The sequence below is a fragment of the Microcoleus sp. EPA2 genome, from assembly GCA_020882975.1.
Taxonomy (GTDB): domain Bacteria; phylum Cyanobacteriota; class Cyanobacteriia; order Cyanobacteriales; family Microcoleaceae; genus Microcoleus.
The window spans coordinates 41,383-56,708 of the sequence record JAHRFD010000023.1 but is presented as its reverse complement, the minus strand read 5'-3'; the positions used below and the strand labels follow the sequence as shown (position 1 = coordinate 56,708).

Annotated in this window: 15 protein-coding genes; 10 read left to right on the top strand and 5 right to left on the bottom strand. The window is 45.4% G+C overall.

The features are described from left to right. Window positions 1-85 precede the first annotated feature (85 nt). The 7 genes from AAFP14_RS19150 (at window position 86) to AAFP14_RS19120 (ending at window position 6,668) form a co-directional block, all read left to right on the top strand. Window positions 86-397, top strand: a complete 312-nt coding sequence (locus AAFP14_RS19150; RefSeq protein ID WP_096828468.1) for a carbon dioxide-concentrating mechanism protein CcmK — start codon at window positions 86-88, stop codon at window positions 395-397. 97 nt (window positions 398-494) lie between these two features. Beyond that, window positions 495-836, top strand: a complete 342-nt coding sequence (locus AAFP14_RS19145; RefSeq protein WP_006635058.1) for a carbon dioxide-concentrating mechanism protein CcmK — start codon at window positions 495-497, stop codon at window positions 834-836. A gap of 330 nt (window positions 837-1,166) precedes the next feature. Next, complete coding sequence (locus AAFP14_RS19140; RefSeq protein WP_341733803.1) at window positions 1,167-1,472, top strand: EutN/CcmL family microcompartment protein; 306 nt, start codon at window positions 1,167-1,169, stop codon at window positions 1,470-1,472. A gap of 120 nt (window positions 1,473-1,592) precedes the next feature. Next, window positions 1,593-3,224: a ribulose bisphosphate carboxylase small subunit gene (locus tag AAFP14_RS19135; protein WP_341733802.1), complete on the top strand. Its 1,632-nt coding sequence runs from the start codon at window positions 1,593-1,595 to the stop codon at window positions 3,222-3,224. Between the two features lie 205 nt (window positions 3,225-3,429). Further along, on the top strand, window positions 3,430-4,095 hold the full coding sequence (locus AAFP14_RS19130) for a carbon dioxide concentrating mechanism protein (RefSeq protein ID WP_341733801.1): 666 nt from the start codon (window positions 3,430-3,432) through the stop codon (window positions 4,093-4,095). Window positions 4,096-4,302: 207 nt separating this feature from the next. Further along, window positions 4,303-5,076, top strand: a complete 774-nt coding sequence (locus AAFP14_RS19125; protein WP_341733800.1) for a carbon dioxide-concentrating mechanism protein CcmK — start codon at window positions 4,303-4,305, stop codon at window positions 5,074-5,076. 548 nt (window positions 5,077-5,624) lie between these two features. Further along, on the top strand, window positions 5,625-6,668 hold the full coding sequence (locus AAFP14_RS19120) for a tetratricopeptide repeat protein (RefSeq protein WP_341733799.1): 1,044 nt from the start codon (window positions 5,625-5,627) through the stop codon (window positions 6,666-6,668). Window positions 6,669-6,893: 225 nt separating this feature from the next. Here AAFP14_RS19120 and hemL read toward each other — a convergent pair whose 3' ends face one another. After that, window positions 6,894-8,192, bottom strand: coding sequence for a glutamate-1-semialdehyde 2,1-aminomutase (hemL, locus tag AAFP14_RS19115; RefSeq protein ID WP_341733798.1), 1,299 nt, complete (start codon window positions 8,190-8,192; stop codon window positions 6,894-6,896). 357 nt (window positions 8,193-8,549) lie between these two features. Between hemL and hisIE the strand changes: the two genes are divergently transcribed. After that, window positions 8,550-9,200 (top strand): bifunctional phosphoribosyl-AMP cyclohydrolase/phosphoribosyl-ATP diphosphatase HisIE, encoded by a 651-nt coding sequence (gene hisIE / locus AAFP14_RS19110; protein ID WP_341733797.1) that lies wholly within the window; start codon window positions 8,550-8,552, stop codon window positions 9,198-9,200. A 117-nt stretch (window positions 9,201-9,317) separates the two neighbouring features. Here hisIE and AAFP14_RS19105 read toward each other — a convergent pair whose 3' ends face one another. Then, window positions 9,318-10,577 carry an MDR family MFS transporter gene (locus AAFP14_RS19105; RefSeq protein WP_341733796.1) on the bottom strand — a complete coding sequence of 420 codons (1,260 nt, stop codon included), beginning with the start codon at window positions 10,575-10,577 and terminating at the stop codon, window positions 9,318-9,320. A gap of 246 nt (window positions 10,578-10,823) precedes the next feature. On the opposite strand from AAFP14_RS19105, the gene AAFP14_RS19100 reads away from it, so the two are divergent. Beyond that, window positions 10,824-11,321, top strand: a complete 498-nt coding sequence (locus AAFP14_RS19100) for a hypothetical protein (protein ID WP_341733795.1) — start codon at window positions 10,824-10,826, stop codon at window positions 11,319-11,321. A 423-nt stretch (window positions 11,322-11,744) separates the two neighbouring features. On the opposite strand, the gene AAFP14_RS19095 is transcribed toward AAFP14_RS19100, so the two are convergent. From AAFP14_RS19095 to upp, 3 genes are all read right to left on the bottom strand, one after another. Then, window positions 11,745-12,050: a TMEM165/GDT1 family protein gene (locus tag AAFP14_RS19095; RefSeq protein WP_341733794.1), complete on the bottom strand. Its 306-nt coding sequence runs from the start codon at window positions 12,048-12,050 to the stop codon at window positions 11,745-11,747. 36 nt (window positions 12,051-12,086) lie between these two features. Further along, window positions 12,087-12,554: a TMEM165/GDT1 family protein gene (locus tag AAFP14_RS19090; RefSeq protein ID WP_341733793.1), complete on the bottom strand. Its 468-nt coding sequence runs from the start codon at window positions 12,552-12,554 to the stop codon at window positions 12,087-12,089. A gap of 134 nt (window positions 12,555-12,688) precedes the next feature. Continuing rightward, the gene (upp, locus tag AAFP14_RS19085; protein WP_341733792.1) at window positions 12,689-13,339 is read right to left on the bottom strand and encodes a uracil phosphoribosyltransferase; all 651 of its coding nucleotides are present in this window, start codon (window positions 13,337-13,339) and stop codon (window positions 12,689-12,691) included. A gap of 419 nt (window positions 13,340-13,758) precedes the next feature. Here upp and crtH point away from each other — a divergent pair, with 419 nt between their 5' ends. Continuing rightward, entirely contained in the window at window positions 13,759-15,303 is a 1,545-nt protein-coding gene (gene crtH, locus AAFP14_RS19080; protein WP_341733791.1) for a carotenoid isomerase, read from the top strand. Window positions 15,304-15,326: the final 23 nt, after the last annotated feature.

The window sequence follows — 15,326 nt, the reverse complement described above, 5'->3', positions numbered from 1 at the left end:
AATCTGGGCTCCCCCGTCCAATTTTTAAAATTGGTCAAAGATTTGTAACGGTAATTCCACTAACTCTCGCTTAGGAGATTCAAAAATGTCAATTGCCGTGGGAATGATTGAGACAAAAGGTTTTCCCGCTGTTGTGGAAGCTGCCGACGCTATGGTCAAAGCTGCTCGTGTCACCCTCGTGGGCTATGAAAAAATTGGCAGCGCCCGCGTCACAGTAATTGTGCGTGGTAACGTGTCGGAAGTCCAAGCCTCAGTAGCAGCAGGAGTCGAGTCCGTCAAACGGGTCAATGGCGGAGAAGTTGTCTCTACCCACATCATCGCCCGTCCCCACGAAAACCTAGAATATGTTTTACCGATTCGCTATACCGAAGCAGTCGAACAGTTCCGTGGCGACTAAGTTCTCACTGCACAGAAACTTAGTTCCGTGAAAAATTAGTGCAACCGTCAAAAAAACATCGTTTAGTTCCCCCAATATTAAATCAGGAGTAGAAACAATGGCAATTGCAGTTGGCATGATTGAAACTTTAGGCTTCCCGGCAGTTGTAGAAGCAGCCGACGCCATGGTCAAAGCAGCCCGCGTTACCCTAGTCGGGTACGAAAAAATCGGCAGCGCCCGCGTTACAGTCATCGTCAGAGGAGATGTCTCGGAAGTACAAGCTTCAGTGGCCGCTGGAGTAGAATCCGTCAAGCGTGTTAACGGCGGACAAGTTATGTCCACCCACATCATTGCCCGCCCTCACGAAAACTTGGAGTATGTACTACCCATTCGCTACACCGAAGCTGTGGAACAATTCCGCGAAGGCGTGAGTGGCATTCGCCCACTCAATAGATCTTAAAACAGGCGATCGTTCATTCAGCGTTTGGTAATTAAAAATTAAAAATTAAAAATTAAAAATCCTGAGAGATTTTGATTTAGTATTTTTAATTTTTAATTGAGTAGGAGATGGCAGATTGGTTATTAGTTATTAGTCATTAGTCATTAGTTATTAGTCATTAGTTATTAGTCATTAGTCATTAGTCATGAGTCATTAGTTATTAGTCATTAGTCATTAGTAGACAAAATAACTAAAAAAAACGAAAAAACTGATGGAAGAAGGCTAATCTAATAAAGACTAATGACATCGAAAAATTGACAATTACCAATTACCAACTACCTGTAACCTAAAATGCAAATGGCAAAAGTTCTCGGCACAGTTGTCAGTACCCAAAAAGAGCCTAGTCTTAGAGGATCGAAATTTCTGCTGCTGCAATTCATCAATGAAGAAGGTTCGCCAGTTCCCGGATATGAGGTAGCCGCTGACTGTGTGGGCGCTGGTATAGATGAATGGGTTTTAGTAACTAGGGGAAGCGCAGCCCGGATTGCACCTGGAAGCGAAAACCGTCCGCTCGATGCTTTGGTGGTAGGTATTATAGATACTGTCAATGTAGAAAATCGCCTCATTTACAGTAAAAAAGACGACCCGTACCGCTAGTTGCAACCATTAGTAGTTAGTAGAAGTTGACAGTTGACCGTTGATAGTTAACCGTCAATAACTAACAGCTAACAGCTAACAGCTAACAATTTTTTTTTTCAGTTCAGGAGAACTTAACTTATGGCAGCCCGCAGTGTTGCGGCTCCCCCGACGCCTTGGTCGAAAAACTTGGCAGAGCCCAAAATTCACGAAACCGCCTATGTACATTCCTTTTCTAACATTATTGGGGATGTGCGTGTCGGTTCTAAAGTGCTGATTGCCCCAGGAACATCTATCCGCGCCGATGAAGGTACTCCTTTCCATATCGGAAATAGTACCAACATTCAAGACGGAGTGGTAATTCATGGTTTAGAACAAGGCAGAGTCACCGGAGACGATGGCAACTCTTATTCCGTTTGGGTAGGGGAAAATACTTCGCTGACTCACATGAGTTTAATTCATGGCCCGGCCTACGTAGGCGATAACTGCTTTATCGGCTTTCGCTCTACGGTGTTCAATGCCAGGGTAGGAAACGGTTGCATTGTAATGATGCACGTACTAATTCAAGACGTAGAGATTCCTCCTGGAAAGTATATACCTTCGGGAGCTGTCATCACCAATCAGCAGCAAGCCGATCGCTTGCCAGATGTTCAAGATTCAGACGTTAAATTTGCTACCCACGTCATCGGAGTTAACGACGCTCTGAGAACTGGTTATCGCTGTGCCGACAACATCGCTTGTCTGGCACCTATTCGCAATGAACTTTCTAAAAATTCGGACATGACTCCAATCACTTATTCTACCCATGGGACCACTCAATTGAGCAATTCGCTAGTCGATAGCGTCCGCAACCTGCTAGCTCAAGGATACAGCGTCGGAGCAGAACACGCTGATGCACGTCGCTTCCGCACCGGTTCTTGGCGTAGTTGCGGACCCATCTCGTCCACCCGCGAATCTGAAGTAATCAATGCTTTGTCGGCTTGTATGAGCGAACACCAAGGGGAATACGTCCGCTTGATCGGCATTGATACCAAAGCCAAGCGTCGCGTACTTGAAGAAATTGTCCAAAGACCGGGTGACAATGGCTCTAACGGTTCTAATGGCGCGACAACTCGCCAATCTAATGGCAAAGTTGCTCAACCTGCTCACCAGAATGGCGCTGCTGCGTCCAATGGTCAATTGAGTGGGGATTTGGCTGGGACTATTCGCAGCTTGCTAGCTCAAGGCTACAAGGTGGGGACTGAACACGCTGATGCTCGTCGCTTCCGCACCAGTTCTTGGCAAAGCGGGGCTTCTGTGCAAGCACGGAACGAATCTGAGGCGATCGCCGCTTTGCAAGCTGTGATGCAACAGTACCCAGGAGAATACGTGCGCTTAATCGGCATCGATCCCAAAGCTAAGCGCCGCGTGGTGGAAGAAATTATTCAGCGCCCAGATGGCCCCGTTGCTCAATCTGCTCAAGCAGCAGGGACCGCATCATATAAAGCAACTTCGACTGCAACAGGCACCGCATTATTGAGCGCCAAGACGATCGAGCAAATCCGCAACCTGCTCTCCCAAGGATACAAAATTGGTACGGAACACGCCGACCCGCGCCGCTTCCGCACAGGTTCTTGGAACAGTTGCTCGCCGATCGCCTCCAATCGCGAATCGGAAGTGATTTCTGCCCTGGAAAGCTGTCTGAAAGAACACACAGGCGATTACGTCCGCTTGCTAGGAATTGATTCCAAGGCTAAGCGCCGGGTGTTGGAAGAGATTATTCAGCGTCCTTAATTGGCTAGTAATTAGCATTTTTTTCCCGTTAGTTGCTGTCTAAGCTAACGGGAGAACCGCCAGGAAATTGAAGTAAAATTTGAAAAAGTTAGCAGGATCGAGCAATAATTATTGCTGAGAGTTAGGCTTTCTATTTATCAATAATACCATCCAAAATATCCTTGTTAATAAACCTAAAATCCTACATCTAAAATGGTTAAGTTGAATGTATTTACGGCCACTGCAATTAAGTAGCAACTCTCAAGTTTATATCAGTGGCGATGTGGTTGTTGATGAGGGTGTGGCGATCGCTCCTGGAGTGATTCTCCAAGCAGATCCAGATAGCCGGATCTCGATCGCCGCGGGTACCTGTATCGGTATGGGAGTAATTCTTCACGCCCGTCAAGGTACTCTGGAAATCGGAGCGGGTGCGATTCTCGGCGCAGGGGTGCTAGTAGTAGGTTCGGGGGCGATCGGAGCCAATTCCTGTATCGGTGCGGGGACTACATTGATTAATCCTTGTATTGACCAAAGGCAAATTTTGGCCGCAGGTTCTTTGATGGGAGATGATAGCCGCCAAATCACCGCAGAAGCAGAAGCAAAACCACAACCACAACCAGAAACCTCCCCAGTCGAACCACCAGTCGAACCACCAGTCGAACCACCAGTCGAACCACCAGAAACTGCTCCCAAAAATCCTCTCACGCCACCGGAGACGGCGGCATCCCCTCCATCAACTCCGACAGAGCAACCTCCTCAACCCGGAGAAATACCAACCATTTTGTACGGACAAGCTCATATCAATCGGCTGCTGGGAACGCTATTTCCGCACCGCCAAGCTTTTAATCGATCGGAGGAAAACGGTAAAACTTTTTCTAGCGGTTCAGAGTAGTCGTTTTTTCGGCAAAATGCAGCTATGCTGAAAGCAGAAACATGAAATATAAATAGGTAATATCATATTATTATTGGTCGCTCCGCAATTTTTAATGCCTTGTAGCAGCAATATGTGTCTTGTAGCTCATGTAATCTGTCCGATCGTCTGACACACTAAAACTATAAACAAATTTCTATTTTGCGAAGTTTCTAAGGGTAATAGAAGATGAACGGACACACAAATAATCATAGTAACGAATCGCAATCTCAGCGCCAGGAATACTTCAAAGACACAGCTTTGGGTTTGGTATCCACCAAAAGTTTTCCGGCAATTGTTGGGACTGCTGATATGATGCTGAAGTCGGCTGGAGTGATTTTAGTAGGATATGAAAAAATCGGTTCAGGCCACTGTACGGCGATCGTCCGGGGTAGAATTTCTGATGTTCGTTTGGCTGTCGAAGCCGGAGCACAAACAGCAGAACAGTTTGGTCAATTTGTTTCTAAATTAGTCATTGCTAGACCTTTGGCTAATTTGGAAGTAGTTTTACCCATCGGTTTTCGCCTGACTCAACTTTCTGAAAGTGGCAGTTATTCTCGTTTGAGCACTCAAGCAGTTGGTTTGCTAGAAACACGAGGATTTCCAGCAATGGTAGGAGCTTGCGATGCTATGCTCAAATCCGCAGACGTACACTTAGCAGCTTATGAAAAAATTGGCGCTGGTTTGTGCACGGCAATTATTCGCGGTGCGGTGGCCGATGTGGCTGTGGCTGTCGAGGCTGGAATGTATGAAGCTGAACGCATTGGTGAGTTAAATGCGGTGATGGTAATTCCCAGGCCTTTGGAAGATTTGGAACAAACTTTGCCTCTGGCTAGTTGTTGGATTGAGCAGCGTCAGCCTGTAATGATGCCCCTCTCGGTTAAGCAAAAGGAACAAGAATTAATTCAACTTCCAGATTTGGAGAAGTTGACAGTTTCTGTGGAAGAGGAATTGAATAGGTAATGGGGAATATACCATGGGGTAATGGCGATCGGGGGAATTGCCAATTTGGTAATCCTGATACGGAAATTACTTAGATGAAATTTATAAATCCAGATATAAATTTTACTGTTGGGAGTGCGTAAATGAGTGTTGATATTTAGTGGATAACTTAAGTTGCATTTGCTGAGAGAGTCGATCGCAATTCCAGAATCAGACACAAGAGAGCAACTAAAATCAGACGTGGGAATGGAACTGAATCTGGTAAATAATCGAACGCCGAAAGTAAATTGAGCCCTGGTAATAGCTCTCTCCAAAGAATCAAAGTGCTGCTAAAATCAACCTAAAATCCTGTTTCCGTTTGATAGTCTGGAATAAGGGACTGTTACTCTGGGTAGAGGTAAGCGAGCAAGAGCTAAAAAAACACCATACCCACAGCCACGACTACTTTCACAAGTCGGGGAGATTAGGAAACTATTTAGCAGCGCTCGGAAAGTTGAATGGTTGTTCTACCAAAAAACGATTGTCAACAAATCCACCACTAGCATCAAGAAATTCTGCAAGTTTGACCTATGAACGTTAAGCAATTTTACAAACGCGGTTTACAAAATGCCAAGAAAGGAAACTACTTCGAGGCGATCGACGAATTCGATCGTATACTGCAACTCAACCCAGCCGATGCCAAAGCCTATAACAATCGCGGCTTAGTCTACTATTACATGAAAGATTACCAAAAAGCAATAGCAGACCTGAGCCAAGCACTGGATCTCAATCCTAATTTATTCGAGGCGTACCTCAATCGAGGCAATGCTTGGCGACATCTGGGAGAACACGAAAAAGCTATTGACGACCTCAACTGCGCTCTGGTAAGTAATCCTGACAGCCATGCTATCTACAACAACCGCGGACTTGTACTTGCTAATTTAGGACATTACGAAGAAGCAATTCAAGACTACGATCGAGCTATATCCATCAATTCCCACAATTATAAAACCTATTACAACCGGGGACGCGCTTACTACCTTTTGGGAAATAAGGAGGCAGCAACGGATAATTTTAACGAAACCCTACGGCGGAATCCTAAATATATCAAAGCCTACATAAATCGCGGCCTTTCTTATCACCAATTAGGAGATAATACTCAGGCGATCGCCGATTACAATACGGCACTGGGTATCGACCCCAAAAATGTCTATGCCTATTATAACCGAGGTTGCGTCCGCTACAAGCTCAAACAGATGAAACTTGCTATTGAAGACTTTGACAAAGCAGTAGAAATCGATCCGAACTATGTCAAAGCTTATCTCAACCGGGGTTTAGCTCTCTATAAACTGGGAGAGATTATGGCAGCAAATAAGGATTTTTATCATGTAATGTGCATTAATGCTGAAGCTTATTCATACTATCAAGCACAGCGTTGTACCCCAGATATTAATTCCTACTTCAAGGAAGCGCCACAAATGGAACTGAATAATGCTGTGGAATACTACAACACAACATTAAACAATACAATGTCAACTTCATTCAGTTCCGCAGCCTTAAACTCAGTCTGGAATCAAGAAGATTTGGACAAAAGAGATTCTATTATCTGCGAAGGTGAATTTATGAATGATTGATTTAGTTATTAGTCATTGACGGTGCCGGCTCAGCTTCATTAAAGGGTCTTATCGTTGACCGTTGTATCGGAATGATTTAACCACAGAGAACACAGAGAACACAGAGAGATCGGAGAGAAATTAATAATTCTGAGGAAGAGAGGAATTGATATAATTAGTTAATAGGTAGGTTGGGTCGAACTCGCGAAACCCAACCTACTTTTAAATTCCTGATTGCGAACCGAATTAAATACTGCTCATTACTTCACGAGCAGCGGCTAAAGTGCGATTAATATCTTCGTCTGTGTGAGCCAAAGAAGTAAATCCAGCCTCAAACTGCGAAGGAGCTAGATAAATTCCGTGTTCCAACATTCCCCGGTGAAAGCGGCCGAATTTTGCCACATCAGACTTTTTCGCATCTTCGTAATTGTGAACCGGACCGGCTGCAAAAAACAAACCAAACATCCCGCTAATTTGCCCACCACAAGCAGCGTGTCCCGTTTCTTTAGCAATTTGCAACAAACCGTTAGACAGTTTTTTGGTAATTCTATCCAACTGTTCGTAAGTACCAGGTTTTTGCAACAATTCCAAAGTCTTAATCCCAGCAGTCATCGCCAAAGGATTTCCCGACAGCGTACCGGCTTGATACATCGGTCCTGCAGGAGCAACCATTGCCATAATATCCCGTCTGCCGCCATAGGCTCCAACTGGCAAACCGCCACCGATAACTTTACCGAGAGTTGTCAAATCTGGGGTGACACCGAATTTTTCCTGAGCTCCACCGTAGGCGATGCGGAAACCGGTCATTACTTCATCAAATACTAGCAAAGCACCATTATCTTTAGTAATTTCCCGTAAACCTTCGAGAAAACCTGCATCTGGTACAATAAATCCAGCATTACCCACCACAGGCTCCAGCATCACGCCTGCGATCTCGCCTGGGTGTTCAGCAAACAAAGCTTTTACTGCTTCCAAGTCGTTGTAGGGAGCGTTGAGGGTGTTTGCGGTAACGGATTTTGGTACGCCGGGGGAGTCGGGAAGGCCGAGGGTGGCGACACCGGAACCCGCTTTCACCAAGAACATATCGGCGTGCCCGTGATAGCAGCCTTCAAATTTAATCAGTTTGTCGCGCCCGGTGAAGGCTCGCATGAGGCGCAAAACGGCCATGCAGGCTTCGGTACCGGAATTGACAAATCTCACCATTTCAATGCTGGGAACGGCATCGATGACCATTTCAGCAAGCACGTTTTCCAGGAGGGAGGGTGCCCCGAAACTGGTACCTTTTTCTAGGGATTCGTGAAGGGCTTTGATGACTTCGGGGTGGGCGTGGCCGCAGATGGCGGGACCCCAAGTCCCTACATAGTCAATGTATTGGTTTTGATCGACATCCCAAATGTAGGCTCCGTTGACGCGATCGAATACAATGGGTTGTCCGCCTACGGATTTAAAGGCTCTCACCGGGGAACTGACACCACCGGGCATCAATTTTTGGGCGGCGGCGAATATTTCTTCTGATTTGGTTGTTTTCAAGGTTGTGGAAACCAATGTTTTCTCCTTAGTTAACGTCTGTTGTTGGTAGGATTATTTTATAGCCAGTTCAGCATAAAGGTGAGGTCAATGCCAGGAAACTATGCTTGTAGATTTTAGAGTAGAAACCAGTTTGTAGCAATACTAGCTTGGGTTTTTCAGCCTTAGTCCCACTAGCACCGTGAAGCGAAGCTATCCCGTAGGGAATCGCCCTCAAGTGTAATAATTTGTAAAATAGTTCTTGACAATTTACCCATCGCTAGGTAAATCTCCTCTATTCTCTAACTCTGCGTCCTCTGCGCTCTCTGCGGTTAATTTTAAAAAAAATATCCGAAAAGAAAGCGTAAATGTATATTAAATAGTTGAAATAAAATTATGTCTGCTAATGATTTGTCTAGTTTAAGCCGATCGATCCCCATTGAAAAAATTCGTTACGACGATCGAGGTTTAGTACCGGCGATCGTCCAAGATTACTTGGACGGTACGGTGTTGATGATGGCATGGATGAATCGCGAGTCTCTGCAAAAAACCCTCGAAACCGGTCAAACTTGGTTCTGGAGTCGATCGCGTTCCGAATTGTGGCCAAAAGGCGCGACTTCGGGACACGTTCAAAATGTCAAAGGGCTGCGTTATGACTGCGATAGCGATGCGTTGCTAGTCACAGTCGAACAAGTCGGAGATATTGCTTGTCACACGGGAGAAAGAAGTTGCTTTCACCAAGTGGATGGGCAAATTGTAGCGCCTCCGGGAGATATGTTATCTCAATTGTTTGACGTTATTTGCGATCGGCGGGACAACCCTAACGAAACTTCTTATACCTGTAAATTGTTCGCGGGTGGCGACAATAAAATTCTCAAAAAAATTGGCGAAGAATCGGCCGAAGTCGTGATGGCTTGCAAAGATGACGACAAAGATGGCATTGCTGGGGAAGTTGCGGATCTATTTTATCACGCTTTGGTGGCGATCGCTCACCATCAAGTTGATTTGAGAGATGTTTATCGCAAATTGGGCGATCGACGAAAATAAGTTAATCGGAATGATTAAACCGCGAAGACACGAAGAGCGCGAAGGAAGAACCGGAGCTTGTTCTTTCCCCCCTTGGGGGGGCTGGGGGGGTTCTTCCTTCGCGTCCTTTTCTTGTATTTAAATTCTACTTTTCAACCTGCGATCGACAATCTGCAAAATCAAGATAGCAACACCAACACTCGCAGCCAAACCCAACCAAAAATTATTCGCTGCAAATTGTCCTCTATCCAGGGCCCAACCACCCACAGGCGGCCCGATCAAATAGCCGATCGCCCAACACTGAGAATTAATTGACAAATACACTCCCCGCAAAGACTCTGGCGCTAATTCCACCACCAAAGCAGAAGCAAAAGGAGTGTAAGCAACCGTTGCAACTGACAAGAAAAACAAGCCTAAAATAGCTAAAAACAGATTACCACTTGTAGCTATTCCCGTTAAGCCGATCGCGATAAATCCGATGCCCCACAGCAAAGCAGAAATCATCAATGCTCTCGGACAAGAAAACCGTCTCAGCGCCCTAGCAATAGGCATTTGTAAGGTGACAGTTAAAAAAGTGCTAAAAGCAAATAAAATAGTAATTGTAGCCGTAGAAAAGCCCTTTTCCGATGCACCAACCACCACAAAATTGCTAAAGTACAACGGCATCGTCGTTTGGATTTGGGAAATATACAATGTGAACAGAGTATTCACAACAGCATAAATTAGCAACGTGCGATCGCTCAACGCCACCATCCAGCCATTTTGCTGAAGTTTTTTACCTATTTCCCGTGAAGTAGATGGTTTGTAGGTTTCCGAAATCGCACCCCACACTACCGCAAAAAATATCACAAACGAGATACCATCAATTATAAACAGCGATCGATAATTCCCCGTTACCGCAATCAAAAAACCCCCTACAATAATCCCCACCTGCAAACCCAAATTATCCGCCAGTCGCGTCAAAGCAAAAGCCTCTTGGCGATGTTCCCCATCAGCCAAATCCGCCACCATACTTTCAGTTGCAGGCCAATATAACCCAACACCAAAACCCATTAGTAAATTCGCCACAACTAAGCTGGGAAAATCCGAAGCCGCCGCCAACAGGAAAGAAGCCACAGCCGAAATAATTGCTGACAGCAATAAAGTTCGTCGCCGTCCCATTTTTGGGGAATCAGAAAAAGAACCGCCCAAAATTCGACCCAATATCCCAGAAATAGAACCACTTCCCAAACCAATGCCAACAGCAGTAGCAGATAAACCGACTTGAGAGACAAAATAGATGGGGGCGTAAAATAAGGTAAAACCAGTGCCACTTTGGGAGAGGAATCTGCCAAAAGCCAGAATCCATACTTGAGGACGTAGACGGGGAAACCAAGATGGTAATTGAGGTTTAGGCATTAAAGTCCAGGCGTGAGGCGATTTGAGGTTTGAGATTTGATATTTTAGGTTTGAGATTCTACAATCCTGGACGCAGAAACCTATTTGTAAGTGTGTCCAAGCGTACATTACAAATACGAACTTTCAATAGAAATTATTACTCAATTACACAAAAGTTAGCATTAAATTCAAAATACTTAACACGATTTTAGGAAAAAATTGGTTAAGCTCTAAAAAGAGACAGAAAAAATTTTAGAGGTTCAGATTATGACAGCTATTAATACATCAAGAGTAGAATCTATCAGACCTCGCTGGCAAGCAATTGTGATGGTGGCATTAATTTTCTGGCTCAGTGGCAGCCTGATTATCGATTTAGTAATCATGCCCAGCCTTTACGTCTCTGGAATGATGACATCTCCCGAATTTGCCACAGCCGGAAACTTAATGTTCTGGGGATTTAATCGCGTAGAGTTAATTTGTGCAGCTTTGGCGATGACTGGTTTGATGGTTTTGAGCAATTTATCTAGTGATTTGGGCAAGCAAAGCCGCACAGCAATTATCTTATCTTTGGTACTTCTGGCGATCGCCCTGATTGACACCTACGCTCTGACACCACAAATGAGCGCCTTGGGAATGCAGCTAAATCTGTTCGATTCCGCAGAAGTCCCCACCAGCATGAATCTACTGCACAAAGGCTATTTCGCTTTGGAAGCAGTCAAGTTGGCTATCGGCGCCGCCCTGCTGAGTTGGTGTTATGACGCTTAATCGACAATAAAATGTGGTTTGCAGTCACGAATTAATTCCTGATTTATGAGTCCGCCTAGGCGGACTTTGTTTTTGTAGTAGCGATATAAAATCCTCCCTTCATCGTCCTGTATTAAACTCTCTCTTCTCGAACTTCGCGTCAAGAGCGCCTTCGCGGTTAAATTATTCCGATACAACCGGAATTGATAGTAAATCCACTTAATTAAACGTAAAATACGGATGATATCAATTTTTTATGAAGCTGCATAGAATTCGATCCCCCCTAACCCCCCTTAAGAAGGGGGGGACAAGAGTCCAATCAAAGTCCCCCTTCTTAAGGGGGATTTAGGGGGATCGGAATATGTGCAACTTCACATTAAATTGGTATGACAGAAAAGCTGACTGCATAAGTCTTCTTCCTTCTTCACATCGATCTTCTACTTATCAATCACCCAGTCTCTCCGATGCTTCTGGTATCTGGGCTTTCGGCCACAGCAAACGCAAGCCCATCACCGCAAATCCGATCGCCGCCATCCCCTTTACCCAGTTTGCCGGCAACACCTCAGCCGTACCTTGACCCACCACAACACCGAGAAAACTCGCCAACAACAGCGCCGAGGCTGTGCCGAAAAACACAGCCCGTGGCGATTCACAACTGCTACCAAGGGCGATCGCAGCTACCTGACTTTTGTCTCCCAATTCCGACAAAAACACAGTAACAAAACTAATTCCTAAAAGTTGCCAATCCATGTATTTTCACTAAATCTAGTTTCTGATAACAGACAATTAACTAATCACTTCCCACAGCAAGATAGCTGAAATTCCTAGCAAAATCCCTCCGGCTAATCTGTCCAAAGTTCTTGGATCGATCCGACTTGCTAGCCATCTACCCAGCAACACACCCAACAAACTCGTTGCTACCAAAGCTGAACCAGCACCGGCAAAAACGATCCAAGGATTATGAGATTCAGCAGTCATTAACAAAACAGCAATTTGGGTTTTGTCTCCAACTTCTGCCAAAAAAATAGTTACAAAAGTAGAAGCAAAAATTGCCCAGTGCTTCTGAGTCAGTCCCTTTGATTCTGGACATAAATCAGAAGTTGAACTCAGGGAACAATCCGCAGGTTCGGGAGTGAGTTTGAGAGCAATCTCAGGATTGCTTGTCAGTTTGATTTCTAACTGTGGTGACAAATCTGCATTGAGAGTTGCTGACTCAGAAGCAGACACATTTGGCGGGACAGAATCAAGTTTCACGGGCAATAATTTTGCTAAAGGTTATGTATTAGTTAATTTTGATCTTAACTTTGACTCCCTGCTTTTTAACAAAGCAGGGTCATCTTTTTTTTACAGACTTCAGAAACTAATTTCTGAACCAACTTACTCCCTGGCTAAGTGCCGTAAGTTCGATCGCCCGCATCGCCCAACCCAGGTACAATAAAGCCCTGCTCGTTGACTATTTCGTCGATCGTCGCCGTGTAGATATTCAAAGTCGGATACTCAGCACTCAGTTTATGCAAAGCCGGAGGAGCCGCCACCACAGAAATAATCCGAATCAAGCTCGGATCGACTCCCCGTGAAATCAATTCCTGCATCGTCGCCATAATCGTCCCACCCGTAGCCAGCATCGGCTCGCTAATAATCACCCGCGTTTGGGGGTTAAACTGCGCCGGCAACTTGTTTAAATAACAACTTGCTTCTAGTGTCTCCTCATTCCTTACCATACCGAGGTGGTACACCGAAGCCAGCGGCACTACCGTCTGAATTCCTTCCAGCAGTGAGAGCCCCGCCCGCAAAATTGGGACCACGCATAAGGGAGCTTGCGGATTGATAAACGTCGCCGGACATTCGCCCAAAGGTGTCTGTACCGTCGTTTCCACTGTCGGCAACCAATCTCGAATTGCTTCGTAGGCTAGCCATCTACCCAATTCTGTCATTGCAGAACGAAAAAGTACCGATGGGGTGCCGGAGTCGCGGGCGACTGCTAGCCAGTGCTTAATTAACGGATGCGGAGGAACGTAAACGCGGAGTTGCAGGGACATTGGAAAATTTGGGGGATTTTGAAGTTTTTGGCGGTGCGGTCGATCGCGCGATCGCTTGCTCTGTCAACTTATCATACCCCTGAAGTCTATACAAGCCGTCCCTTAGAGTCCCTGGCACACTCAAATTTTCTCAACTTATTGAACATTTTTATCAAGAGTATTGACATATTTTAGCAATAAGGCTATATTGATTTTTAGTGTTCTCCTCTCAAAGGATATGCAGACGGGGGCAGTCGGCAATGGTAGACTGTTCCCGCATTTTTTTTGGCATTGGGGCCAGGAGCAGCAACAGCGAAGTCCATTAGCACTAACCCCTGCCCCCTAGGAAAAATTAAACCGTCGTGTCCCTCTTGCTTCTTCATTCTTCCTTGTGGGGCGATCGACTGTAAAATTATAAAAATATTAAGATTTTTAACCTAATGCCTGCTCCTACCCAATCCCAGTTATTTTCTGCCAACAGCCGCCCGACAGCACAAGAGTTTGACGTGATAGTCATTGGTTCTGGCATTGGCGGACTCGTGACTGCAACTCAGCTAGCCGCGAAGAAAGCTAAAGTTCTCGTCCTCGAAAGCTACCTGATTCCCGGAGGTAGTGCTGGATATTTCGATCGCGAAGGCTACAGATTTGATGTCGGCGCCTCCATGATTTTTGGCTTCGGAGACCGTGGCACGACCAACCTGCTCACCCGCGCCCTAGCAGCCGTCAATGTCAGCCTCGAAACCATTCCCGATCCCATCCAACTTCACTATCACCTACCCGCAGGTCTCGACCTTCAGGTTCCCCAGTCTTATAAGAAATATTTGCAAGAATTAATTGACAGATTCCCCCAAGAAAAGGCAGGGATTACCAAATTTTACGGCGAATGCTGGAAAGTATTCAACTGTCTCAACGCGATGGAATTACTGTCCCTCGAAGAACCGGGATATTTAATGCGAGTCTTTTTCCAAAATCCTTTTGCGTGTTTAGGATTAGTCAAATATCTACCTCAAAATACTGGCGACATAGCAAGGCGCTACATTAAAGACCCCGTGCTGTTGAAATTCATTGATATGGAATGCTACTACTGGTCTGTAGTACCCGCCGACTTGACACCCATGATTAATGCCGGAATGGTATTTTCCGATAGACATTACGGCGGAATTAATTATCCCAAAGGCGGAGTCGGTCAAATCGCCCAAAAATTAGTCGCAGGATTAGAACAGTGTGGTGGGCAAATTCAATACAAAGCTAAAGTAACGAAAATTATTACAGAAAAAGGTCGCGCTGTCGGAGTTGAGTTGGCAAGCGGCGAAGTTTATCGGGCTAAGCGCATAGTTTCTAATGCGACGCGGTGGGATACTTTTGAGAAATTGTTACCCGCAACAGAGATGCCACCTAGCGAGAAGAAATGGCAACAGCGCTATCAAAAAGCTCCCAGTTTCTTGAGTTTACACTTGGGAGTGGCAGCAGATGTAATCGCTCCTGGTACGGCTTGTCATCACATTTTGTTAGAAGATTGGGAGAAAATGGAAGCACCGGAGGGAACTGTGTTGGTATCAATTCCTACGCTGTTAGACCCAAGTTTAGCGCCAGAGGGCTATCACATTGTTCATGCTTTTACTTCCAGTTGGATAGAAGAGTGGGAAGGGCTTTCGCAGCAGGAATATGAAGATAAAAAAGAAGTCGCAGCAGGTCGAATTATCGATCGCCTAGAGCAGATTTTTCCCGGTTTAGATGCCGGTTTGGATTATATGGAAGTTGGCACAGCCCGATCGCACCGTCGTTTTTTGAATAGGGAAGATGGCACCTATGGACCCATTCCGAAACAAAAGTTAATGGGTTTGTTGGGAATGCCGTTTAATCGAACTTCTATGCCCGGTTTGTATTGTGTGGGTGATAGTACCTTTCCGGGACAAGGTTTAAATGCTGTGGCGTTTTCGGGGTTTGCTTGTGCCCATCGTATTGCGGTGGATTTGGGCTTGTAGGAGAAGCGTCGTAACACAGGTTT

What these genes read in the sequence shown, in the direction of transcription:
- upp (WP_341733792.1), bottom strand. Translation starts at nt 13,339, where the DNA reads ATGTCCCTGCAACTCCGCGTTTACGTTCCTCCGCATCCGTTAATTAAG.
- AAFP14_RS19145 (WP_006635058.1), top strand. Translation starts at nt 495, where the DNA reads ATGGCAATTGCAGTTGGCATGATTGAAACTTTAGGCTTCCCGGCAGTT.
- AAFP14_RS19135 (WP_341733802.1), top strand. Translation starts at nt 1,593, where the DNA reads ATGGCAGCCCGCAGTGTTGCGGCTCCCCCGACGCCTTGGTCGAAAAAC.
- AAFP14_RS19120 (WP_341733799.1), top strand. Translation starts at nt 5,625, where the DNA reads ATGAACGTTAAGCAATTTTACAAACGCGGTTTACAAAATGCCAAGAAA.
- AAFP14_RS19125 (WP_341733800.1), top strand. Translation starts at nt 4,303, where the DNA reads ATGAACGGACACACAAATAATCATAGTAACGAATCGCAATCTCAGCGC.
- AAFP14_RS19100 (WP_341733795.1), top strand. Translation starts at nt 10,824, where the DNA reads ATGACAGCTATTAATACATCAAGAGTAGAATCTATCAGACCTCGCTGG.
- AAFP14_RS19140 (WP_341733803.1), top strand. Translation starts at nt 1,167, where the DNA reads ATGCAAATGGCAAAAGTTCTCGGCACAGTTGTCAGTACCCAAAAAGAG.
- AAFP14_RS19130 (WP_341733801.1), top strand. Translation starts at nt 3,430, where the DNA reads ATGTATTTACGGCCACTGCAATTAAGTAGCAACTCTCAAGTTTATATC.
- AAFP14_RS19095 (WP_341733794.1), bottom strand. Translation starts at nt 12,050, where the DNA reads ATGGATTGGCAACTTTTAGGAATTAGTTTTGTTACTGTGTTTTTGTCG.
- crtH (WP_341733791.1), top strand. Translation starts at nt 13,759, where the DNA reads ATGCCTGCTCCTACCCAATCCCAGTTATTTTCTGCCAACAGCCGCCCG.
- hisIE (WP_341733797.1), top strand. Translation starts at nt 8,550, where the DNA reads ATGTCTGCTAATGATTTGTCTAGTTTAAGCCGATCGATCCCCATTGAA.
- AAFP14_RS19105 (WP_341733796.1), bottom strand. Translation starts at nt 10,577, where the DNA reads ATGCCTAAACCTCAATTACCATCTTGGTTTCCCCGTCTACGTCCTCAA.
- AAFP14_RS19150 (WP_096828468.1), top strand. Translation starts at nt 86, where the DNA reads ATGTCAATTGCCGTGGGAATGATTGAGACAAAAGGTTTTCCCGCTGTT.